The following is a 21,500-nucleotide window of genomic DNA, read 5'->3' as shown; positions in this document are numbered from 1 at the left end:
GAAGGGGGTTATATGATGTCGGCACTTCTCAAGACGGGTAGTCTGAAAATGAAGATCATCTGGGCGGTTGTCCTGATCATGATGTGTCTGGCTCCACTCATTTCCACGGAATTCCGGCTTAGTCTATTGGCGAAATTCCTGGCACTGGCCATTCTGGCGATCGGTCTGGATTTGATCTGGGGATATGGAGGGGTGCTTAGTCTGGGCCATGGTGTATTCTTCGGACTTGGTGGGTACGCCATGGCGATGTATCTGAAGCTGCAAGCCAGCGGTACAACACTTCCAGACTTTATGGGATGGAGTGGTCTTAGTGGTCTGCCGTGGTTCTGGGAGCCGTTCAGGTCATTCCCAGTGGCGCTATTGCTGGGCATTGCCCTTCCGGCATTGCTGGCCTTTGCCCTGGGGTGGTTCACGTTCCGTAACCGAATCACCGGTGTGTATTTTACAATCCTGACCCAAGCGTTAGTCCTCATTACCGTAACGTTATTTGTGGGCAAACAGGAATGGACGGGAGGGACCAACGGTATAACGGGGTATAACGCCATCTTTGGTTTTACCGTTCATTCGGCAGGGACAACGATTGCTCTCTACTATATAACGCTTGCCGTTCTGGTGCTCGCCTACCTGCTTTGTCGCCGGGTTGTGAACAGCAGGTTTGGTCAGGTGCTTGAAGCTGCGCGGGATGGGGAGAATCGGGTTCGCTTTCTTGGCTATGACCCGGCAGGGTTCAAGACGCTGGCTTTCGCCCTTTCCGGAGCGTTGGCGGGAATCGCAGGTATGTTATTTGTGCTCCAGGTAGGGATCATCTCACCTTCCATGATGGGGATCGTGCCATCAATTGAAATGGTATTATGGGTTGCCTTGGGCGGGCGTGGGACGCTGATTGGTGCGGTAATCGGAGCTGTGGTACTGAACGCAGCCAAAACGGGCATCAGTGAAGCTTATCCGGAAGGTTGGTTGTTTGTCATTGGTGGGCTCTTTGTAACAGTGGTCTTGTTCATGCCGAATGGACTTGTTGGTGTATATCGTCATGTGGTGCGCTTGCTGAAACGGAGAGGAGAGGTTGTGCATGTTCCAGTCAATCAGGAAAAACCAAAAGTCTACTGACGTTCCGGTAGTCCTGGTCGCCGAGGAAATTACGGTGGCATTTGGCGGTTTTGTTGCGGTCAAAGGTATGAATCTGAAGCTGCATGAACATGATCTGCATTTTCTGATCGGCCCCAATGGTGCGGGGAAAACAACGATGCTGGATGTGATTTGCGGCAAAACCAAACCCTTGTCCGGTACAGTGAAGATGGCGGATGGTACGGATCTGACACGTCTGAAGGAGCACCAGATTGTTCGAAAAGGGGTAGGGCGCAAGTTCCAGGCTCCGTCCATCTTTGCTGGTCTGACCGTGCAGGAGAACCTGATGCTGGCTGCGGAGAATCGTCGTTCTCCTTTACAGGCTCTGGGTATTCAACGGTATTCAAAAATAAGTCCGGCCATGGAGCGGATTACGCTCCAGATTGGTCTGCAGGACCGTGTGGACGCACGTGCAGGGGCGCTATCACATGGGGAAAAGCAGTGGCTTGAGATTGGCATGCTGCTCCTGCAGGAACCCCGTGTATTGCTGCTGGATGAACCGGCAGCGGGGATGACGGACGAGGAAACACACAAGACGGGCCGCCTACTGCAAGAGATTGCGCGAGAAAGGTCTGTTGTGGTAGTGGAGCATGATATGGAGTTTGTTCGTGAGTATGCAGCCAAAGTGACAGTGATGCATGAAGGCAAGCTTCTAAAGGAAGGTACGATGGCGGAAGTGCAGGAAGATCCGAGAGTGGCTGAAGTGTATCTGGGCAAAAGGAGGGATGACCATGCTGTCGCTGCAACGAATTGAGTCCGGCTACGGGGAGAGCAACGTGCTGCGCGGTGTAAATCTGGATGTTGAGCCTGGTCAGGTGGTATGCCTGATGGGGCGTAATGGTGTAGGGAAAACCACCTTGATGAAGACGTTGATGGGGCTTCTTAAAACGCGCAAAGGAAGTATTCAGTGGAAAGGTCAGGAATTATCCACCCACGATCCGGCCAAACGGGCCAGGTCGGGGATTGGATATGTGCCGCAGGGGCGAGAAATCTTCCCGCAGCTAACAGTAAAGGAAAATCTGCTGCTGGGTCTGGAGACAAGTGCAGCGAGTGTAAAGACGTTCCCAGAGGATGTGCTGGCGATGTTTCCGGTGCTTGCCACGATGTATGGTCGACAGGGTGGTGATCTAAGTGGTGGGCAGCAACAGCAGTTGGCATTTGCCCGCGCGCTGGCTGCCCGGCCGGGATTATTGCTTCTGGATGAACCGACAGAAGGTATCCAGCCTTCCATCGTAGAGGACATCCGGCAGGTCATTTTGCAAATTAAGGAAAAGGGTGAGATCTCCATCTTGCTGGTGGAGCAAAGCATTGATTTTGTACGCGGTGCTGCAGATTATATCTATGTAATGGACAAAGGGGCAATTGCACTGCAAGGAGCACCGCGAGAGCTGGATATGTCGCAGTTTGAGCACCATCTGTCTGTGTAGCTAAGGTTCATGGCGTAGGATGAGTTCAGGAGCGCTTGTCCAGAATGTTGGAGTACTTCGGATATAGTCTTCGGATGCAATCCGGGCAGATATCATGAGTGAATTCGGCATGGGTGTGCTTCTCCAAATAACTTTCAACAGAGTTCCAGCTGTCCTGTTCATCCTTAATCTGTTTGCAGACAGCGCAGATGGGAAGCAGTCCACGCAAAGTACGCACTTCAGACAGAGCCTTCTTCAATTGGCGTTCTGTCTGTTTCTGTTCGGTAACATCCGTGTGTGCAATCAGTGCAAGATCAGACAGCAGGGATGGGTCGGCCTGAATCAATGGGGTGAGTTCCAGACGGAACCACCGCTGTTCGCTATGAGCGGTTTGAACGGAGATATCGTATGTATAACTGTCTTTAAAAGGTGCAGTGATACTTTTTAACTCCTGAACAATCTTCGCATTTTTTGCTTTCTCCTCGCGTAATGTCCACCCCTCTACAAGATGAAGGTAATGAGGCGGTTCAGGTGCTGTTCTGGAGGGGCTTGTTACGCTCTGTTTGGGAAGCAGTTGCCCAAGTCCATGTTGCCAAGCGGTGTTGCAGCTTCGAATGATCCAGTTGTGATCGACGATGATAAGTTGGTGTTGAATGGACTGGAACGATAATCTCTCCAGATCGGATATTAAGTATCTCATGAAATGAGCTCCTCCTTGGCAGAAATCTTATCTTAAATCATCTGGAATTTCCAAGATGTCTGCGACCTGGTTCCTGAACCGGGTTGCTTTGCGGGTACCGTGAATGAGATTGGACAGACGATATGGCGGAATGCCATACTGTTCACAAAATGTCTTTTGGTCGACCTGGAGTTCGGTTAGTCGTCGTTTAATGGCCCATCCGAAAGGAGTCACAGGTTTCTTTTTGTTCAAAAGGGTTCACCCCTCGTTGGAATGTAGTGTTCAGCTGGTTATTCTTGGTGTAAAATATATAGATATGCGAGCTGTATGTTTTATTATATACGTATTTACGTCATCTAACAATTAAAAAAGACGTAAAAAAGTGTATTTTAAGATATTAAATGGCGTAAATACGTTAAATAGACAAAATAAATGACATAAAAAACACGCCAGCAAGGAGTGAAGTGCACCCCTTAGAATAGACATTGGAAAAACCCCTAGGTTTAACCGATGAAATTCTAGGGGGTGCATTTTTTATGGCGATAAAGGGACAAAAGTTTAATACATATTCGGAGAAAATTAAAAAAGAGGCCATTCGTCTACATATTGTTGAAGGATGGACTTATCGAAAGATTAATGAACATTTGGGGATTCATGACCCGGGACGAATGAAGAGATGGATGCGGAAATACCGGGAGCAAGGCGAGTTCGGACTGATGGATCAACGAGGTCGTCGAAAAGAATACATGGATCAAGACCGCTATGTGCAAAACCTGAAACGGGAGAATGAGTTGCTAAAAAAGTGCTTGGTAATCTGGAAGGAGGAAGCAAACAAGAGAGATTTCAGATCATGGAAAAAGTAGCGGCTTACGGTGATATCCAGAGTCTATGCCATGTGTTTGGCGTGTCCCGGAGTGGGTTTTATGCCTATGTAAAACGTAAACGAATTGATCGCGATGCAAAGGCGAAGAAACAGGTGCTTCAAACGTATCAACGATATGAAGGCAAATATGGTTATCGACAGATCCAGTTGTTCCTTTGGCAAGATCAAGGGATTTGGATGAATCACAAAAAGGTGCTCCGCCTGATGCAAATGCTCGGTATTCAATCTCGAATCCGTCGTAAACGACGCTCCAGCAGCTCGTATGCACCTGCGCAGCGTGTAGCAGAGAATCTCTTGAAGCGCGACTTCCGTGCGGAAAAGCCAAATCAGAAATGGGTAACCGACATTACCCAGTATCGTGTGGGCGAGCGCTGGGTTTATCTTTCAGCCATAAAGGATCTGTTTAATAACGAAATTGTGGCTTACGAAATAGGCGAACGCAACGACAATGAACTGGTGCTCCGCACATTTAGCAAGGCGTTTGTGAAGCAAAAAGACATGACCGGACTGGTCGTTCACAGCGACCAAGGATTCCAGTACACGTCTCATGCTTACCACGACATGCTGCCAAAGGTTGGCGCCCGGATCAGCATGTCTCGCCGAGGAAATTGTTATGACAATGCCTCTATGGAGAGTTTCTTCTCGCATCTCAAAACGGAAGGACTCTATCCTTATCATATCCGAACGGTTGCTGAAGCACAAAGCAAAATCGAAATATATATCCGTTTTTACAACCGAAAACGGCCACAACGAAAACTAAAAAAACTGACGCCGGTAGAGTACCGACGCCAGTTTGCAGCCTAGGGTCTTTTTATAATGTCTACAAAATGGGGTCTTGACCAGGAGGTTGCGGCGTGTTTTTTATATTTTTACAGTGTGAGGAGGCGGGTTATGAAGGGATGGGGACAGATTAGGCTCTGTAGGCGTGAAGCCCTGCTCCAAGCATGTGGAAGCTTGGGAACAATGTTTTCATGGACATTGAGGTTGGTTGTACCGGTCCATCGGCAGCGGAGGCGCTGACGGTATGCCATTCATGCTCCAGATCTGCGGCCAGGCGAACCAGCAGGTCCTGGATTGTATCGGTATGAAGAGGAATCACTTTGGAGGCTTCGGTTATGCAGGCACTCATGGCTGAATGCAGATAACCAAGGACCGCCTCCTCGACAGGGATTTCGAGGTGGTGGTTAATCCAGGCGTGAACAGTGGGGAGACAGCCAACAGATTCATACTTAGCCAGCGTTTGTTCGAGATGGCTAAAATCAATCCAGGGGTGTAGTGCGCGAGCTAGCTTAATTAGTCGTTTGCCCATAATGGAGGCATGTTCTCTAAGATTGACTGGGGTGCGCTGGACATGAACGAGTTTGTCGATGAGGGCTGTACGCCATGCGTCCTTGTGATCTGCGGCGGTGTATATGCCTTTAATCGCCATACCTTCCAGACGCACGATGCTGGGATGCAATTGACAGCGCATGAATGATTCGAGATCTTCAACACTACGAATGGTACCTTCAGCGATATGGGCATCCATACCGAAGGAATGGGTGAACCCTCCGACCTGGATAGAGGAATCAAGCAGTTTGACATAATCGAGCAGCTTATTCCCACGGTTCACAATCTTTCGCCTCCTACGTTCGTTAAATGTTATGTTAAATAACATTTATACTCCTTTTTGGTTCGCTTTATGTTTGTGAATCCGAATTATATGATATATATATTCACATAAATATCCGCTTTTTGTCAATAGTTTCTTTGTTTTTTGAATATTAAATCTATTTAGTGTTATTTTATATAACTTTATGAGTTACTTTATACTAAGGGATATGAAGGATGGTAATACAAATAAAGTAGAGTGATCGGCCTAATCGGGTATACAAACGGGATTAAATTTAATCATATGCACTTCGTAGGAGAAAATGACGAGATTATACGATTTATGGAAGGAAAAGCGCAGTTAAAATGATATTAAGAAAAATGCTTTACTTTTAAACATGAACCGGGTATAATCAATTTTGTTGCCGATTATTTACGACATGCGGTCGTGGTGGAATGGCAGACACGCTATCTTGAGGGGGTAGTGGGTGTATACCCGTGGAGGTTCGAGTCCTCTCGACCGCATCATAAGAACGATAAAAAAGAAGCTTCCCGTATGGGAAGCTTCTTTTTTTTGTTTTATTTACAGTACAGATGGGCCAGACAAAAAAAGGTCACCCGTTTCCCCTGAATGCATGCTCATTCTGTCTGCTGGGGTCGGATGGCCTTTACTTGTTATTTAAGCAATTCTTTGATGTCCGCTTCAATTTTATCAGGTGTTGTTTTGGGAGCATACCGTTTCAGAACACGTCCGTTCTGATCCACAAGGAATTTGGTGAAGTTCCATTTGATGGCTTTGGAGCCGAGTACGCCTGGCGCTTCTTTGGTAAGGTGCTGGAAAAGAGGGTGAGCGCTTGAACCATTCACATCGATCTTCTCAAACATCGGGAAGCTAACACCATAGTTCATCTGGCAGAACTCGGCAATATCATCAGAAGAGCCTTTTTCCTGTGCAAACTGGTTGCTTGGAAAACCAAGAACTTCGAATGGGGAGTCTTTAAACTTATCCTGAAGCTCTTGCAGACCTTTGAATTGAGGTGTGAGGCCGCATTGGCTTGCTGTATTCACGATAAGCAGTACTTTGTCACGATAGTTGGACATTTCAACTTCCTGACCGCGAAGGGTGTTTACTTTGTAGTCGTAGACTGACATGAAAATCGCCTCCATTTCATATTCTTCTTTCTTCTATTATATTGATTACAATTAAATAATGCAAAATTAATATTGCTTTTTTAACTCAATTTGAAGCTGTCGTGTATGATCTGTGACTGATTTGCTACCTGAATTTCGCTAAAGAGAGAATTAGAGAGCTTTGATGAGATGGGTAGAGAATGGATGCGTTGTAAGCGCTATTATTGATGTGAAATGGCAAAAATCCGTCGATTCGGTGATCTGCGCAGACTTTACACCAATATGGCACGGGTGTATGATTCATATCGTAATTCCAATTTAAATTAAATTTTACATGAAAAACGAAACAAACGATAATATCGCTCTGATTAATGATTATAAAAGAACGATGTTTTAATCGCTGAGTTTCCATTCATTCATGGGTGGGAAACGGGGGAACCAACAGGATGAACTGTCCAAGACAGTAGGCATCCATGGGGTGAATTTTCCGGTGACAGCCGGAAATAGGGCGACTCTCGCGCCCGAATCCGTCAGCTAACCTCGTAAGCGTTAAAGGGAGAGGCAACAAGCCGTACGCTGGTTCATAGTGTCTTTTTGCTATGGATTATTGAAGAAGCGTCCGGGAGGCCTTGGTCCCCCACGCTTCTTTTTTGTTGTCTTTTCACGCCAAGGGAGGAACGAATGATGGATAAAGAGATGATCTTAGTGACTGCTCCAAATGAAGCAGGACGTAAATTTATCAAATTGCTGATGTACAAAAAAATGCCGTTTGCCGTTCTGACCAACAGTGCAGGGGAAGAGCGCAGGCTCCGGAGAATCGGTGTGGAGCATGTCATTCGCATGAACACGGCTGCAGCTCAGAAATGGTTTTTGCCGCAAGGTAGTGTCGGCAATGTTTTTATTTTTGAAAATAGCCTTAACCTGACCTGTCGATATTTGCAGATCTGCCGCTCATGGACATCCAAGTCCTTGTGTGTCATTACGGAACAAAGCCACCCCAAAGGGATCTATCGGGGAATGGGAGCAGACCGTATTGTATATTCCTTGAATGGGGAAGTTGGGTTTCTGCTGAATGGCTAGTGGCTAGTACTATTCCTGTGATTGATCCAGTGTCAGCTGCCTGTTATAATTGAAATCATAAATAAACGGAAACTTGAGGAGACTCATGCATGTTGGTGGGTCTTCTTTTTTATGGTTTGGGAAATAGGGATATGGATTTCCTGTGGCTAACGAGGAGGAATAGGCGTGCCGGATGTACGTGGAATACAATGGTTGTTCTTTGATGTGGGGGATACGCTCGTGGACGAATGGGAGCCGGTAGATGATATTATCGGTCAGTTCGTTCGTGAAGCTTGTGCGCTTGGTTATCAGGTGGAGATGCAGACGGTGCGAGATATATTTGCCGCCTCTTACCGAAATTACGAGCAATGGCCGATGAAATTGGCTATTCGTACCCTTATCAGCGATGAGGGGCACCGGGAACAGATACAGGAGAAGCTGAAGTTCCGCAAAGAGCTTGAGCGCCCCTTTGCGTCAGCCGACGCTGTTCTCCAGACGTTGTCGCAACACTATAAGATTGGTATCATTGCCAATCAGAGTCCGGGGACGGAAAATCGGCTGGATAGCTACGGCTTGCGCAAGTATGTGGATGTGCTGGCCTGTTCGGCTGAAGAAGGAGTGTCCAAGCCTGATCCTGAATTGTATGCTGTAGCGTTGAAACAGGCGGGATGCAAACCTGAGGAAGCGGTCATGATCGGCGACAGGATTGATAATGATATTATTCCGGCTAAGAAGCTGGGTATGCACACGATCCGGATTTTGCAGGGTTATGGCAGGTTCCAGCCGGAGCTTGCGGATGCAGAGCGTCCAGACTGGACTATTGAATCACTGGAGGAACTTCTTCCATTGTTAATGGTAACTCAAAATTCAGACAACTAAATAAGAGCAGTGTTTAAGATCTAATCGGTATAATTAGGCTGCTGCTCAAACATATAAAAGGCTGATCGTCTCAAGGGGTACGTTACTTGAGTTGATCAGCCTTTTTGAGTTAGACAAAATACGGCGTAATCCCGTTTAACCTAGAACAACAGAATGGTCTGGATAATCAGATACACATTCAGGACAACGATAACTCCGGCAATGATCCAGGAGATGATTTTGAGCCAAAGCTTGTTGGCAAAAGCCCCCATGCTTTTTTTGTCACTCGTAAACATTACCAGCGGAATGACGGCAAAGGGTAGCTGCAGAGACAGCACAACCTGGCTAAGAATCAACAGTTCCTCTGTTCCGTGCTCTCCGGCAATGGCTGTTACGATGACGGCCGGGATGATAGCGATCAGACGTGTAACCAGTCGACGAAGCCACGCTGGAATACGAATGTTCAGGAAGCCTTCCATTACAATCTGTCCGGATAACGTGCCTGTGAGTGTTGAGTTTTGGCCTGAAGCCAGCAGGGCTACACCGAACAGGATGCTGGCGATGGTGGTTCCCAGCAGAGGTGTCAACAGATGGTAAGCATCTGTAATTTCCGCGACCTGGGTCATACCCGCACTATGAAACACGGCAGCAGACACAATCAGAATGGCTGCATTGATGAACAAAGCTAGCGTTAAAGCGATGGTTGAATCCATGGTGGAATACAGGATCGCTTCTTTTTTCCCTTTGGGCGTCTGTTCAATCTGACGGGTTTGCACAATGGAAGAATGCAGATACAGATTATGGGGCATGACGGTTGCACCGATAATCCCGATGGCGATGTAGAGCATAGCTGGATTTTGCAAAATCTCAACATTCGGTACGAAACCATGCATGACGCCACCCATATCCGGTTTAGCGAGAAACAGGTCAATTCCGAAGCAGAGGGCGATGGTAGCCATCAGTACAATTACGAGGGATTCCAATGCGCGGAAGCCTTTATTTTGCAGCAAAAGAATGACCAGTACATCGACAGCGGTAATAATGACGCCGTATAACATGGGGATGTTGAACAGCAGCTTGAGCGCGATGGCTGAACCAATAACCTCGGCAAGGTCGGTGGCTGCAATCGCAAGCTCACACAAAATCCATAACACGATCACAACAGGCATGCTAAATCGTTCGCGGCAGGCTTGCGCCAAATCCCGTCCTGTGACAATCCCGAGCTTGCCAGCGAGAGACTGTAATACAACAGCCATCAGGTTTGAAATCAGAATAACGGATAATAACGTGTATCCGAATTGTGAACCACCAGCAATATCCGTTGCCCAGTTCCCGGGGTCCATATATCCAACGGCAACCAGGTAACCTGGTCCAACAAAAGCAAGGAACTTTTTCCACCAAGCAGCGTTCTGAGGCACCTTCATGGAGCTGTGGGCTTCCCCGAGAGATGGGGCCATACCCGCAGCCAATGGCTCATTTGAAGGAGTATTGAACGGATTTTTTTTACTCATAATATAATCACCCGACTTTGAAGTATTGATATTCTATATGAAGAGGAACGGTGTCATTCCTTTGATTAAATTTGAACATTGAAACCAAAATCTTAAAAGCGTAATTAAACGACTTCACATATGTCTAAACGTTTATGTTGATACTTACATTGTACTACTTCAATTATTTTTGTCTAGTGCAACTTTTGTGTATGAGGACAAAATTTACCGAAGAGTGAATTGTGCCTTAGTATATTACCCAACCCTGGATAAATTACCTGTGTTCATCCCCAATGCATGAAAAAGATAAAGATGTAAAAGCTGAATAAGGACCAACAACGTTTCAAAATGAGCCAGAAGTTTAAATTGAATTGTAGGCAACAAAAAACTTAAAGGTGAAGGAGAGATTCTTAATGGAAGCTTTATATACAGCAACAGCGACAGTTAAAGGTGGACGTACAGGTTCTGTGGCTTCTTCGGATGGCGTACTCAAGCATGATCTGAAAATGCCAAAAGAACTTGGAGGCTCCGGTGGTGAAGGAACCAATCCTGAGCAGCTCTTTGCAGCGGGATACGGTGCATGTTATGAAAGTGCTCTTGCCAATGTGGCACGCAAAGCAGGCGTGAAATTGGAGAATGTGGTGGTCACAAGTAATGTATCCATCGGCAAAGATCCGGCGGATGATGGTTTCCAACTGTCTGTACGTTTGGATGTGAGCATGCCTGGCGTGGATCACAGTCAAGCGGAGGATCTTGCTCGCAAGGCACATGATTTCTGTCCTTACTCCAAAGCAACACGCGGCAATATTGATGTGGTACTTAATGTAGTTTAAGACCTGACTCGTAGGAGTAAAGGGAACATATAGAGCAGGGTATCTTTGGATACCTGATGTTCGAGTACAAGACCCTGCTGGCCTTCGGCAGGGTTTTGTATTTTATAATACAGATGAGATGCAGGAGATTGCATGTTGAACAGCGTACTATTTTACATAATCTACTCTTGCTTGAAGTCATACATTCGAATAAGGGGGAACGACAATGAGTATTGAAGAGATGATAGAACGACGATTTGTATGTACCAAATGCAGGGGTACGGATTGCAATATTAAGGAAGTATCCATGTCAGGAGCAGGACTTAGCAAAATGTTTGATATTCAGCACAATCATTATCTCTTCGTCGCCTGTTCTTCCTGTGGATATGTAGAAGTATTCGATCCGGATGTGTTGAAAGGGAAAAAACAGGGTCAGGTGGGTACCATTCTTGATATTCTATTTGGTGGGTAAATGTGCGTGAGTTGACATCGAACTAAAATTTCTTTAATATGATTTAGTACTAAGAAGTGTCATTGCATGAACCAAATTTGAATTAACAGGTGATATCCATGTCTTATAGACCGCGTATTGCAAATTTAGAATTAGCTAGTGGCAACAAGGAAGACGGATTGTATGAATTTAAAATGAAATTGGTAGACGGTACACAATGCCGTGTATTCTACTCCCATTCCCCGGAATGGAAGCTGACCAATATCAGCCGTCTACAGAAAACACCTTGTCCGGTATGTCGCAAAGATTTCATTTGCAAATGCATGGACCAGTGGGCTGGTGACCTGCATCAACAGATGATCGACGACCAATGGATGGAAAAGGCAATTGCCGAGTAATTGCCAAAACAGATACGAGCGTGGGCATAGAGCCTGCGCTCTTTTTCTATTTTCCGTTACACTTAAATAAAATGTAAAAAAAGCGACCGGGATGACTCAAAACGGGTAAGTTATGCTAATAGCACACATGAGGAGGCCACGATTATGACAGCAAATCAAACGGATCAGCATCAGGGACACCCGATTGTGCTTGTGGACGGAGTCTGTCATTTCTGCCAAGGATTAACGAAGTGGATTATCAAGCGTGACCCTGAGGGGAAATATCATTTTGCATCACTCCAATCGGATGTAGCGAAAAAATTGCTGGAGAAGGGCAATCTGTCCACGGACAGCATGGATACTTTTGTACTCATTGAGGATGGAAAATATTATACACGTTCAACCGCAGCGCTGCGTCTGGCCAAAGGTTTGAAATTCCCTTATCCATTATTGTACGTGTTGATTATTGTACCGAAATTTATTCGAAATGCCATATATAACACTGTAGCTCGCAACCGATATCGCTGGTTCGGTAAAGATGAAGCGTGCATGCTGCCTACACCTGAAATTAAGGATCGATTCCTTTGAAAGGCTGAAGTGTGACATATTTTATCGGTGACGATTGATTAATAACGGAAATAATTGGGTAATGAGTACGGATCAACTCTATTTTGGGAGGCAAATAACTTGAAGAAGTGGACTACATTAATTATTGGGGCATTATTAGCAGTAAGCATGACAGCTTGCAGTAGCGATGCAGATAACAGTACAGCAACGCCGCCAGCTGGAAACGAAACGTCTAACGAGGGGAATACAACTGCGGAGCAGGAGACAAAGATCCCTACATTGGACGAGTTAATTGAGAAAACGAATGCAGCTACTAAAGATATGAAAAGCTTCACTACGGAAGCCAATATCGATCAAAATTTGAAACTGGTGGCTGGTGAGCAGTCCCAGGATCAACAGGTGAAAACATCACTGAAGATGGATATCATCAAAGATCCGATGATGATCTATCAGGAGATGAAAATGGAAATGTCCGGACAGGAAGCGCAGAATGTGAAGCAGTACATCACTTCGGATAAGATTTATTCGCAGGTGGGGAACCAGTGGGTCAAAATTCCTGACGAACAAACGAAACCACTGATTGAGCAGATGCAGGCAAGCATGAATCCGGAAGGTGAGCTGGAGCAATTCAAAAAGATTGCCGAAGACACCAAAATTACGGAAGAAAACGACAACTACGTCATTAACGCTGACGTATCCGGTGATAACGTGAAGGAACTGGCCAAAGCGGTTATGGAGCAAAATGGATCGGATGCCCAAACTCAAGCGATGCTTGATCAAATGAATATTACCAGCATGAAAATGAAATATATGATCAACAAAGTAACCTACCTGCCTGCAAGTACGGATGTCAACATGGTTATGAATATGGAGCAGGAAGGACAGAAAATCTCGATGGACATGAAGATGACCAGCACGTTCTCTAACCATAATGGCGTGAAAGAGATCAAGATCCCGCAAGAAGCATTGGATAGTGCTAAATAAGAAGCGCAAGGATAAGAGGGTGTAACTCTCCGATGAGAAGTTAACCTGGTAAAGTAGCTTAAAGATGTGGATCTTCTTGAAATGGCACTTCTGATATGGATTTGTATGAACCGACAGGTTCGCTGAATTCAATCAGGGGTGTTTTTCTTTTTTTGTATGCGTTGTGGTCAGAGTCCAAGGTGTTATAGTATAGTCGTGTAAGCGATTAAATTTAGAGTTGATGGGAAGTTGAAGGAAGGCTATTTCAGGCAGGAGGTCAAAAGAAATGATTGAATATGCACATATACACCATGTGAGTCTGGCTGTACGTGATTTGGAAGTTGCGAAGAAATTCTATTCCGGTTTGCTCCGTATGCAGGAGGTTGAACGTCCGCCTTTCAACTCCACAGGCACTTGGTATGCCCTTGGTAGTCAGCAGCTTCATCTATTACAGCATCCGCAGGGACATACGCTTCGTGAGGCTGGCATCGATACAACAGATGGACATTTTGCGATCTGGGTGAAGAGTTACAAGGAGACTTTGGCCTGGCTGGAACAGCAGGGAATTGAATATGAGGCAAGACCAGATAGTGTTGCCGGGTTTGCACAGATTTTTGTACTTGATCCTGACCGCAATATTATTGAGTTCGATGCCCCTTATCATTCTTGAATGATTTGCGTTTGAATAAATCCCTTGCTCCTCCAGAAATTGTATGCTATATTATCCATACATTCATAGCACGTGACGGAAGCACCGTCCATACACTGCATATTTTTGCGGTTATTGGACGGTGCTTTTTTGTGCTTTTTTTTTGCAGGGAGGGGAGAAGAATTGATTGTTCTTAAGGCAGTGCTGGCTTCCAAAGACAGAGAGTATATCAGCGCCTGGCTTGATTTTGTACAAGGCAGGCCGTCCGGCTCCGGTATACGATTTACCGCCTTTTCACAATGGGAAGCGTTCAGGGATCACATGAATGAACAGGAAGGCAGGGAACTGCCGGATCTGGTGATTGCGGAAGCGGAGTTTCTGAACAATTGGCTGGGTAACGGTGGCGAAACTTCGGGTATTCCATGGCTGATGCTTAGTGAAGGATTAGATGAGGTGGATGAGGATAAACGGCTGATGAAGTATCAACCTTTGCCTACACTGATCGACGCTGTTCTCAATGCTTGTCGGCAGCCGCGTCGGAAGAAGGCCCATCGTCCAGGACAGGAGACGCTTTCTATTGGAGTTGTATCAGCTTCCGGCGGGAGTGGCAAGACTGCGGTGGCGATGCATATGGCGAAGCAACTGGGGCTTGCAGGTTACGCTGTTCTGTATCTCAATCTGGAGACGCTGGATAGCTCGTTGCCGTTTCTGGAGAAGGGTCTGTCTAGAAGTGGACAGCGTATAGCTGACGCAGAAACAGGGCTGTCACGTCTGCTTTACGATTTGAAGGTGGGCAGGAAGGAATCAGGCAAACAAGGACAATTGCTGTCTTCCTCCAAAGGGGTTGACGGATATGTGCTTCGTCACGAAGCGCTGAAGTCGGATGTATTCTGGCCGTTATCGAATCGAAAGGAATTGCTGCAAATGTCCCGTGAAGATACCAAGAGCCTGATCCGTTATTTGGCTGACTGCGGGCAATATGATGTGATCATTCTGGATGGGGACTCAGGTTGGGATGGACGCAGTGAGGGGATTTTCGATGCTGCAGATGCATTCGTGTGGCTGGTTGAGGATGACATTTCTTCTATGCACCGCTGGGGCCAATGGATGCAGCATCTGGAACGTACGATGCCGGATCTGCATGAAAGTGTACTGGATCGTGCCCGTTTCATTGTCAACAAGTATCGAGACAGCGTCATCAATGCCTTGCCAAGGCCTGATCTGCATCTGGATGCTGTGCTGCCGTATATCCCTTCCTGGAAGCAGCTAAGCCAGGAGGAAGTGATGCTCAGCTCACCGATCTTTCAACGCGAAGTGAAGAGACTATGCGCCATGATTGTACAGGATGGGGAAGAAGAACTGAAGCAGACAGGACGAATCCAGAAGGGTGATGGTTGGTCACTATGACGGATTCATCCAAGATGATACTGGAACGTGAAGAGCAGTTTCAGATCATGCGTCGCGAGGTCAGGGCAGGCCTCGATTTAACGTCGTCTGCGGGAGACGAAGAACTGTGGCAGGGAATTGAGCGTAAAGTGCTCTCTGATCCGAAACTGGATGATCTGACCTCCGGGGAGCGACATACGCTGGTGCAACGGTTATTTGACTCCTTTCGAGGGCTGGATATTCTGCAACCATTGGTGGATCATCCCGAGATTACGGAGATTATGATTAACAGCCACCGGGAGATTTTCGTTGAGCAGGAAGGTGAGGTCAGACAGATCACGCTGGAGTTCGAGTCCAGAGAACGACTGGAAGACATTATCCAGATGATTGTATCCGGGGTGAACCGGATTGTGAATGAGTCTTCTCCAATCGTGGATGCGCGGTTGAAAGACGGCTCGCGGGTCAATATCGTGCTGCCTCCGATTGCATTGAAGGGTCCCACTATGACGATTCGAAAATTCCCAAGTGAACCGATGAAGATGTCCGATCTGATTGGTAAAGGCGCCCTGCATGAGGAAGCGGCAGAATTGCTGCAGCAGTTGGTACGCAGCAAATACAATATTTTTATTGGCGGGGGAACCGGGTCGGGGAAAACCACTTTCCTAAATGCATTATCTCAGTTTATCCCTGCGGATGAACGGATTATCACGATTGAGGACTCTGCTGAATTACAGATTGTAACGGTACCCAATCTGGTATCGCTGGAGACGCGCAATGCCAATACCGAGGGCAAGGGGCAAATATCTATTAGGGACCTGATCAAGTCGTCCTTGCGGATGCGTCCAAATCGAATTGTCATTGGTGAGGTGCGGGGAGCAGAAGCACTGGATATGTTGCAGGCCATGAACACTGGACATGATGGCTCGTTGTCCACGGGTCACGCCAATACGATCTCCGATATGATCAGCAGATTGGAGACCATGGTGCTCAGCGGAGCGGATCTTCCCATTGAGGTTGTCCGGCAGCAGATCAGCTCGGCCATTGATATCTTTGTACATTTATCTCGGCTGCGGGACCGTTCACGTCGGGTGACCGAGATTAGTGAAGTGATTGGCATGCAGGACGGAGAAGTACTGCTCAATCCACTGTTTCGTTTCCAGGAAATCGAAGAAAAAGAAGGCAAGATTATTGGCGGACTCATGCAAGTTGGAACGCTGAGACAAGTGGATAAAATTCAGATGGCTGGGCTAGGGGAATGGTTGAACGAGTACATAGAACTAAATAGTGATGAGTTAGATGAATCGGATAACAACGTAAATTAGTTGATTTTATTGGTAGGTGATGAAGTTGGGTGAGGCCAGACAGGCGTTAACGGACTACACCGTATATACGCTATCCCGGAGACAGCGGATTGTCTGCATGTTGATTAGTGGTTTGTTGTTCTTTGGTGTCGGTATTTTGTTCTATCATCAGTGGTTGGCCGGACTGATATTGGCTGCGGGGTGTATATGGGTACCAAAACACTGGACAAAAGTACTGCTGGAACGAAGAAGAATGACTCTAAGTTTACATTTTAAGCAGGCATTATACGCGTTGTCCTCTGCGCTGGCTGCGGGAAAATCGGTAGAGAATGGATTTAAGGAATCCGTGGAGGATCTGCGCATGCTGAATCCTGAGGCGGATACAGATCTCATCCGTGAATTCACCATTCTGAGGACGCGTATGGAATATGGTCAGCCTATTGAAGAGGCGCTGCAAGACTTCTCGGATCGGGCCAAAATTGAGGATATCACAAACTTTGCCGATGTGTTCATCACTTGTAAGCGAACGGGTGGAGATCTGGTCGAAGTGGTAAGGCGAACCTCTGCGGTGATTGGTGAGAAGCTGGATATTCAGCAGGACATCATGGTAGCGGTGGCACAGAAGAAGTTTGAATCCAAAGTAATGTTTGCCGCTCCATTTATTTTTCTGATTTTTCTAAACTTTACGGCCAAGGATTTTATGGAGCCGTTATACAGCGGGATGGGATATATGATCTCCAGCGGGGCATTGGCGTTACTTGCCTGCTGTTATTTGTGGATTACACGCATTATGGATATCAAAGTATAAGGAGCTGACACGATGCTGCTTCCCGTTATTTTCGGAGGGGTGCTCGGAGCAGGGTGGCTGGTGCTTGATCGAACGCGAGGGCAGACCTACCGACATTTGCGCAAACTGGATATGGAAGGAATACGTCTGAGGAAGCTGCATGGCCCCTTTTTGTTTTTACTGGACAAGTTCGAGGTGGGCCGCAGATTGCCTGTGCTCATGTTCCGTATGCAGCATGCCATTCAGAAAATGTATGGCATACAGCATAGTGGAGAGAAAACGATGCTCTACTGTGCTGAGATGCTGACTTATTCGTGGCTGATGTTGCTCGTAGGCTGCCTTTTGGCGCTCGTTGGGGACATGGGGCTTGGCGGTATGGTAGGTGGATTGGCACTCAGTGTTGCACTGCCCTTCGCCCTTTACAAAGATCTTAACACTAAAGTACAGCGAAGAGATCAGGACATACTCATGGAGCTGCCGGAGTTATTGAACCGGATTGTCCTGCTGGTTGGTGCGGGAGAAACGGTACAGCGTGCCATTATTCACTGTGTAGCAAGTCAGGGAGAACGGGATCACCCCCTCTATAATGAGCTGCGAAAGACGGTCGGGGATTGGAATAACGGTTACTCGTTTCAACAATCCTTTGAACAGTTCAGTCGTCGCTGTGGTGTACAGGAAGTAACGATTTTTACTACAACAGTGCTGCTGAATTTCCGACGAGGGGGAGGTGACTTTGTATTGGCGCTGCGGGATCTGTCCCATGTGTTGTGGGAGAAACGCAAGGCCGTTAGTCGGGCTAAGGGAGAACAGGCTTCTTCCAAACTGGTGTTTCCGATGGTACTGATCTTTTTTTCGATTGTGGTGATGATCGGGGCACCTGCTTTTATGATGATGAATATGTAGGAGGAATTGGGGATGCTGGAATTGATGAAAAGCAAGGCAACTGGATTTTGGAAGGAAGAGGATGGGCTTGGTACGTTGGAGCTGATTCTGATCATCGGCGTTATTATCATTATTGCATTAATATTCAAGAAACAAATAACTGAACTAATTACGAGCCTCCTTAGTAAAGTGGACACGAAAAGTAATGAATTTTTCCCGGGTTAGTAGATTCAAAAAGGAAGAAGGGAGCTTCACCGTTGAAGCTTCCCTGGTCTTCCCTATTGTGTTGTTTATTCTCGTGTTACTTTTATTTTTCTCCATGTACATGTATCAGAAAACATTTCTGAACCAGCATGCGTATGCAGCTTCTGAACGTGCCGCCTACAGCTGGGATAACAGCCACAAGCAGGCGATGACAGGAGAAGTTGTTGCTGGGGAACATGACAACTTGTACTGGAGACTGACCGATGATCGATTGCTCGGAGCACTGTTTGGTTGGGCGGGAGCGGACAATGAGGTTATTGTTTCTGTACCTGCGGGAGAAGGCGGAAGTCTATCGGAAAAGAAGCTGTCCCAAGCCGCACAAGGCATGCCCTCTGGCATGAACGGGACAATTGAATATCAGAACTCGCTGATCCAGCGAAAAGTTACAACCAAGCTGGAGCAGGTAATTTCTTTACCGCTGCCTTCTTTTTTATTTGAATCAGGTAACAGCGTACTTACACAAGGATCATCTGCAGTTGTAGAGCCGACGGAATTCATCCGAACGGTGGATCTGGTCCGTTATTATGCAGCCAAGTTTAAAGGCAAGGGCGGAGCCGCAGCCAGTACTGCCGCTGAAGCGGGACAGGTTGTACAGCATTTTGGCAAAACCAAAAAATGAGGAAAGGAGGAGGAAGCACTGTTCAGAAAAAAAGATGGTGAATCTGGAGCCGTAACCGTGTTCTTGATCTTGATTTTGGCTGGAATCTTTATGTTTGTTTCCATTTTCATTGATTATGCACGTATTGCTGCTTTCAAAGTACAGGCAGAACGAATGACGCATGCAACGATGAGATCTGTGATGTCAGCCTACGATACTTCCTTGCGGGAGTATGGTCTATTTGGATACGGTGACAGCAGTGGTGAGTCCATTATGGCCAAGGTGCTGAATGATAGTGTGAAGCCCTCGGCTGTGAAAGATGGGTTTCCAATTCTGGATATCCAATGGGATACGACTTCACTAAGCATGGAGCGTGAACTGGGCAGATACGATATTTTTAATCGCCAGATCCAGGAGGATATGAAATATCGTGCGCCGGTTGATTTTACCCTGGAAGTGGTCAACCGTTTTAAGCCGATGTCAGAAGAGATGAAAGAAGCTGCTCATACCGTGGATCTGCTCAAAAAATTGCAAAAACTGTATGACAAACGTGAGGAATTGCTGGACGAAGCAATAGCTAATCAGACGGAATCCGCCGATAAGCTGAAGGGTCTGCCTGCACTGATCATGAATCCGCCTTCCTCTGCCATTTACGATGAGATGTTAAGAGAGACGCCAGAGACAGCTGCCGAAGCAGCGGCGCGTTATGCGGATTATCTTAACAAAAAACAAATGGATGAGGGGCTGCCATTTAACCAGCAGCAGTACATGCTAGAGCTAGCTCGTTATCGGACAGGTGTAGGGAATGTGGCGACAGGCATAAGCACGATCATACAACCAGCATTGCAGGCTCACCAGACAAAATTGGAGGAAGCCCAAGTCGAGATTGAAGAAGCTCGCAAGATCAATGAGGAAATGAAGCGGGTAATCGCTGAAGGGGAGAACCGTTCACAGAATGCCAGTTATGAAAACGTAGGCAACTCAACGCTGCCTGGGACGAGCCCTCCGTCTACCGGATCGGGAAGTGAAGCCAAGAGTACACGCTCCCTTGCTTCGGAACTTGTAAGAGCTGACACGCTGTTTGATCAGTTAAATGCACATGTACGCTCACAAAATTCGGATTTCACCAATGTCAGAAATGACAGTATGGAGCTTAATACACAGCTTCGCACTGTTACGGTAATGAGTGGTGTTTCCATTAAACCAGCGGTTAGACAGGCTAGTCAGGTCACGGAACGATACATGGACACTTATGTAAGAAGTGGTCCCTCCAATGTTATTCTCCAAAGCAAACAGCTGTTGGAGAGCGGTCGCGGATCTGATGCCCAGCGCAAAGCGAATGATAAGGAATCCAAAGGGAAGTTGAAGGAAGTTAAACGCATATTGTCACAAATCGAAAAGGGGAGCTCCGGCTCCATGGAAGCCTTCAAACAGCTGGAGGAGTACTACAACGCCAACATCGCTTTTAACGAAGCGAGCCGTGAGGAAGCCAAAAAGGCAGAGATTGCTGGCGATCCGTATGACTCTGGTGGTGATGCCATGAACGGAATGGACAGTTTGTTCGGCGGGATGTCCAATTTACTAGATAGTCTTGGTGATGAATTGTTTCAGAATGAGTACGCAGTGGCGTATTTCAATTCCATGGATTTTGGGCAATTGTTGGGCTGGACTGAAGGCAGTGGAGATGCTGGTGAAGTGTTCAAACTGCAAAATCAGGAATTGGAGTACATCGTATATGGTTTTCATAATCCTTCGGGGAACATTGCTGCTGCATATGCGGAGATCTTTGGCATGCGTCTGGCGATTCGAACTGCAGAAGGATTAATTGAGAATAGCAAGCTTGGGAATCCACTACTTGTATTATCTGCTGCAATTTTATACGGAATTACAAACGCTATAGCAGATATGGTGAAACTGGCTAAAGACGGCAGTGTGGAATTGTCCAAATATATCAAAGTCAAGCTTACATACAGAGACCATCTGCGTTTGTTCCTATTAATGCATAGCAACAATGAACGCAAAATGTCCAGAATGTTGGCTTTGATCCGATTGAATACCGGCGTGAATCCGGATGAGAAGCAGACATACGCTTCAGGAAACATGCGCAGCAGTATTAAATTGTGGTTTTTACCAGGAGTCACAAGAAGTATAGGTGCTCTCATGGGTAGTGCAGACCAGGTAGAGGATGGGCGATTTTTCATTGATCGAAAGGCCGATTATTCCTATTGAGTAATCTGGGTCG

The 21,500-nt window shown here is 46.6% G+C and carries 25 protein-coding genes, 1 tRNA gene, 1 pseudogene and 1 riboswitch; of the genes and pseudogenes, 22 read left to right on the top strand and 5 right to left on the bottom strand.

The window, feature by feature from the left end; all coding sequences use genetic code 11:
- Positions 1-12: 12 nt before the first annotated feature.
- From urtC to urtE, 3 genes are read left to right on the top strand one after another with little or no spacing between them, the layout of a single operon-like run.
- Positions 13-1,107, top strand: a complete 1,095-nt coding sequence (gene urtC, locus gpAD87_RS19440; protein ID WP_064640003.1) for an urea ABC transporter permease subunit UrtC — start codon at positions 13-15, stop codon at positions 1,105-1,107.
- On the top strand, positions 1,070-1,879 hold the full coding sequence (gene urtD, locus gpAD87_RS19435) for an urea ABC transporter ATP-binding protein UrtD (RefSeq protein WP_064640001.1): 810 nt from the start codon (positions 1,070-1,072) through the stop codon (positions 1,877-1,879). The genes urtC and urtD overlap by 38 nt, the downstream gene beginning before the upstream one ends.
- Positions 1,857-2,552 (top strand): urea ABC transporter ATP-binding subunit UrtE, encoded by a 696-nt coding sequence (gene urtE, locus gpAD87_RS19430; RefSeq protein ID WP_064640000.1) that lies wholly within the window; start codon positions 1,857-1,859, stop codon positions 2,550-2,552. Before urtD ends, urtE begins: the two co-directional genes overlap by 23 nt.
- Before the next feature lie 25 nt (positions 2,553-2,577).
- On the opposite strand, the gene gpAD87_RS19425 is transcribed toward urtE, so the two are convergent.
- Both gpAD87_RS19425 and gpAD87_RS19420 read right to left on the bottom strand, forming a co-directional pair.
- A complete protein-coding gene (locus tag gpAD87_RS19425; RefSeq protein ID WP_064639998.1) occupies positions 2,578-3,231 on the bottom strand; it encodes a hypothetical protein in 654 nt (217 codons plus the stop codon).
- Between the two features lie 27 nt (positions 3,232-3,258).
- On the bottom strand, positions 3,259-3,462 hold the full coding sequence (locus gpAD87_RS19420; protein ID WP_063564423.1) for a hypothetical protein: 204 nt from the start codon (positions 3,460-3,462) through the stop codon (positions 3,259-3,261).
- Between the two features lie 284 nt (positions 3,463-3,746).
- Here gpAD87_RS19420 and gpAD87_RS19415 point away from each other — a divergent pair, with 284 nt between their 5' ends.
- Together gpAD87_RS19415 and gpAD87_RS19410 are read left to right on the top strand one after the other, a co-directional pair.
- Positions 3,747-4,073, top strand: a complete 327-nt coding sequence (locus gpAD87_RS19415; RefSeq protein ID WP_064636170.1) for a helix-turn-helix domain-containing protein — start codon at positions 3,747-3,749, stop codon at positions 4,071-4,073.
- Entirely contained in the window at positions 4,061-4,897 is an 837-nt protein-coding gene (locus gpAD87_RS19410; RefSeq protein ID WP_064636168.1) for an IS3 family transposase, read from the top strand. Before gpAD87_RS19415 ends, gpAD87_RS19410 begins: the two co-directional genes overlap by 13 nt.
- Positions 4,898-5,003: 106 nt before the next feature.
- Here the strand turns inward: gpAD87_RS19410 and gpAD87_RS19405 are convergent, their stop codons facing one another.
- Positions 5,004-5,705, bottom strand: coding sequence for an urease accessory protein UreF (locus gpAD87_RS19405; protein ID WP_064639996.1), 702 nt, complete (start codon positions 5,703-5,705; stop codon positions 5,004-5,006).
- 420 nt (positions 5,706-6,125) lie between these two features.
- Between gpAD87_RS19405 and gpAD87_RS19400 the strand changes: the two genes are divergently transcribed.
- Together gpAD87_RS19400 and gpAD87_RS32990 are read left to right on the top strand one after the other, a co-directional pair.
- Positions 6,126-6,208 (top strand) — tRNA-Leu (locus gpAD87_RS19400).
- A gap of 106 nt (positions 6,209-6,314) precedes the next feature.
- A pseudogene (locus tag gpAD87_RS32990) lies at positions 6,315-6,380 on the top strand (hypothetical protein); the annotation flags it as partial.
- Here gpAD87_RS32990 and gpAD87_RS19395 read toward each other — a convergent pair.
- A complete protein-coding gene (locus gpAD87_RS19395; protein ID WP_024629320.1) occupies positions 6,359-6,835 on the bottom strand; it encodes a glutathione peroxidase in 477 nt (158 codons plus the stop codon). The pseudogene gpAD87_RS32990 and the gene gpAD87_RS19395 overlap by 22 nt on opposite strands.
- A gap of 367 nt (positions 6,836-7,202) precedes the next feature.
- Positions 7,203-7,378: riboswitch (cyclic di-AMP (ydaO/yuaA leader) on the top strand.
- A gap of 117 nt (positions 7,379-7,495) precedes the next feature.
- Here gpAD87_RS19395 and gpAD87_RS19390 point away from each other — a divergent pair.
- A complete protein-coding gene (locus gpAD87_RS19390) occupies positions 7,496-7,894 on the top strand; it encodes a hypothetical protein (RefSeq protein WP_228469185.1) in 399 nt (132 codons plus the stop codon).
- A 165-nt stretch (positions 7,895-8,059) separates the two neighbouring features.
- Positions 8,060-8,752: an HAD family hydrolase gene (locus gpAD87_RS19385; RefSeq protein ID WP_161490571.1), complete on the top strand. Its 693-nt coding sequence runs from the start codon at positions 8,060-8,062 to the stop codon at positions 8,750-8,752.
- Between the two features lie 140 nt (positions 8,753-8,892).
- Here the strand turns inward: gpAD87_RS19385 and gpAD87_RS19380 are convergent, their stop codons facing one another.
- Complete coding sequence (locus gpAD87_RS19380) at positions 8,893-10,188, bottom strand: Nramp family divalent metal transporter (protein WP_063564630.1); 1,296 nt, start codon at positions 10,186-10,188, stop codon at positions 8,893-8,895.
- A gap of 446 nt (positions 10,189-10,634) precedes the next feature.
- On the opposite strand from gpAD87_RS19380, the gene gpAD87_RS19375 reads away from it, so the two are divergent.
- The 13 genes from gpAD87_RS19375 to gpAD87_RS19315 all read left to right on the top strand — a co-directional run bounded on the left by gpAD87_RS19375 (position 10,635) and on the right by gpAD87_RS19315 (position 21,487).
- On the top strand, positions 10,635-11,054 hold the full coding sequence (locus tag gpAD87_RS19375) for an organic hydroperoxide resistance protein (protein WP_063564421.1): 420 nt from the start codon (positions 10,635-10,637) through the stop codon (positions 11,052-11,054).
- Positions 11,055-11,259: 205 nt separating this feature from the next.
- Positions 11,260-11,505, top strand: a complete 246-nt coding sequence (locus gpAD87_RS19370) for a zinc ribbon domain-containing protein (protein WP_024629326.1) — start codon at positions 11,260-11,262, stop codon at positions 11,503-11,505.
- Positions 11,506-11,603: 98 nt separating this feature from the next.
- Complete coding sequence (locus tag gpAD87_RS19365; protein WP_024629327.1) at positions 11,604-11,882, top strand: hypothetical protein; 279 nt, start codon at positions 11,604-11,606, stop codon at positions 11,880-11,882.
- A 144-nt stretch (positions 11,883-12,026) separates the two neighbouring features.
- Complete coding sequence (locus gpAD87_RS19360; protein WP_064639995.1) at positions 12,027-12,449, top strand: thiol-disulfide oxidoreductase DCC family protein; 423 nt, start codon at positions 12,027-12,029, stop codon at positions 12,447-12,449.
- A gap of 99 nt (positions 12,450-12,548) precedes the next feature.
- Positions 12,549-13,412, top strand: coding sequence for a DUF6612 family protein (locus gpAD87_RS19355; RefSeq protein WP_064639993.1), 864 nt, complete (start codon positions 12,549-12,551; stop codon positions 13,410-13,412).
- A 265-nt stretch (positions 13,413-13,677) separates the two neighbouring features.
- Positions 13,678-14,061 carry a VOC family protein gene (locus tag gpAD87_RS19350; RefSeq protein WP_064639991.1) on the top strand — a complete coding sequence of 128 codons (384 nt, stop codon included), beginning with the start codon at positions 13,678-13,680 and terminating at the stop codon, positions 14,059-14,061.
- A gap of 162 nt (positions 14,062-14,223) precedes the next feature.
- Positions 14,224-15,447, top strand: coding sequence for a nucleotide-binding protein (locus tag gpAD87_RS19345; protein ID WP_064639990.1), 1,224 nt, complete (start codon positions 14,224-14,226; stop codon positions 15,445-15,447).
- Between the two features lie 14 nt (positions 15,448-15,461).
- Entirely contained in the window at positions 15,462-16,748 is a 1,287-nt protein-coding gene (locus tag gpAD87_RS19340) for a CpaF family protein (RefSeq protein WP_064641044.1), read from the top strand.
- Positions 16,749-16,767: 19 nt separating this feature from the next.
- Positions 16,768-17,535, top strand: coding sequence for a type II secretion system F family protein (locus gpAD87_RS19335; protein ID WP_064639988.1), 768 nt, complete (start codon positions 16,768-16,770; stop codon positions 17,533-17,535).
- A 12-nt stretch (positions 17,536-17,547) separates the two neighbouring features.
- Positions 17,548-18,417 (top strand): type II secretion system F family protein, encoded by an 870-nt coding sequence (locus gpAD87_RS19330; RefSeq protein ID WP_064639986.1) that lies wholly within the window; start codon positions 17,548-17,550, stop codon positions 18,415-18,417.
- Between the two features lie 12 nt (positions 18,418-18,429).
- A complete protein-coding gene (locus tag gpAD87_RS19325) occupies positions 18,430-18,621 on the top strand; it encodes a Flp1 family type IVb pilin (RefSeq protein ID WP_064639984.1) in 192 nt (63 codons plus the stop codon).
- Positions 18,602-19,279: a TadE/TadG family type IV pilus assembly protein gene (locus gpAD87_RS19320; protein WP_064639982.1), complete on the top strand. Its 678-nt coding sequence runs from the start codon at positions 18,602-18,604 to the stop codon at positions 19,277-19,279. Before gpAD87_RS19325 ends, gpAD87_RS19320 begins: the two co-directional genes overlap by 20 nt.
- Before the next feature lie 75 nt (positions 19,280-19,354).
- A complete protein-coding gene (locus gpAD87_RS19315) occupies positions 19,355-21,487 on the top strand; it encodes a hypothetical protein (protein ID WP_231952664.1) in 2,133 nt (710 codons plus the stop codon).
- The last annotated feature ends 13 nt before the right edge of the window (positions 21,488-21,500 follow it).

Source organism: Paenibacillus sp. AD87 (genome assembly GCF_001659845.1).
Taxonomy (GTDB): domain Bacteria; phylum Bacillota; class Bacilli; order Paenibacillales; family Paenibacillaceae; genus Paenibacillus; species Paenibacillus marchantiae.
Note: the sequence above shows the minus strand (reverse complement) of the source record. Positions and strands in the feature narration are given on the sequence as shown.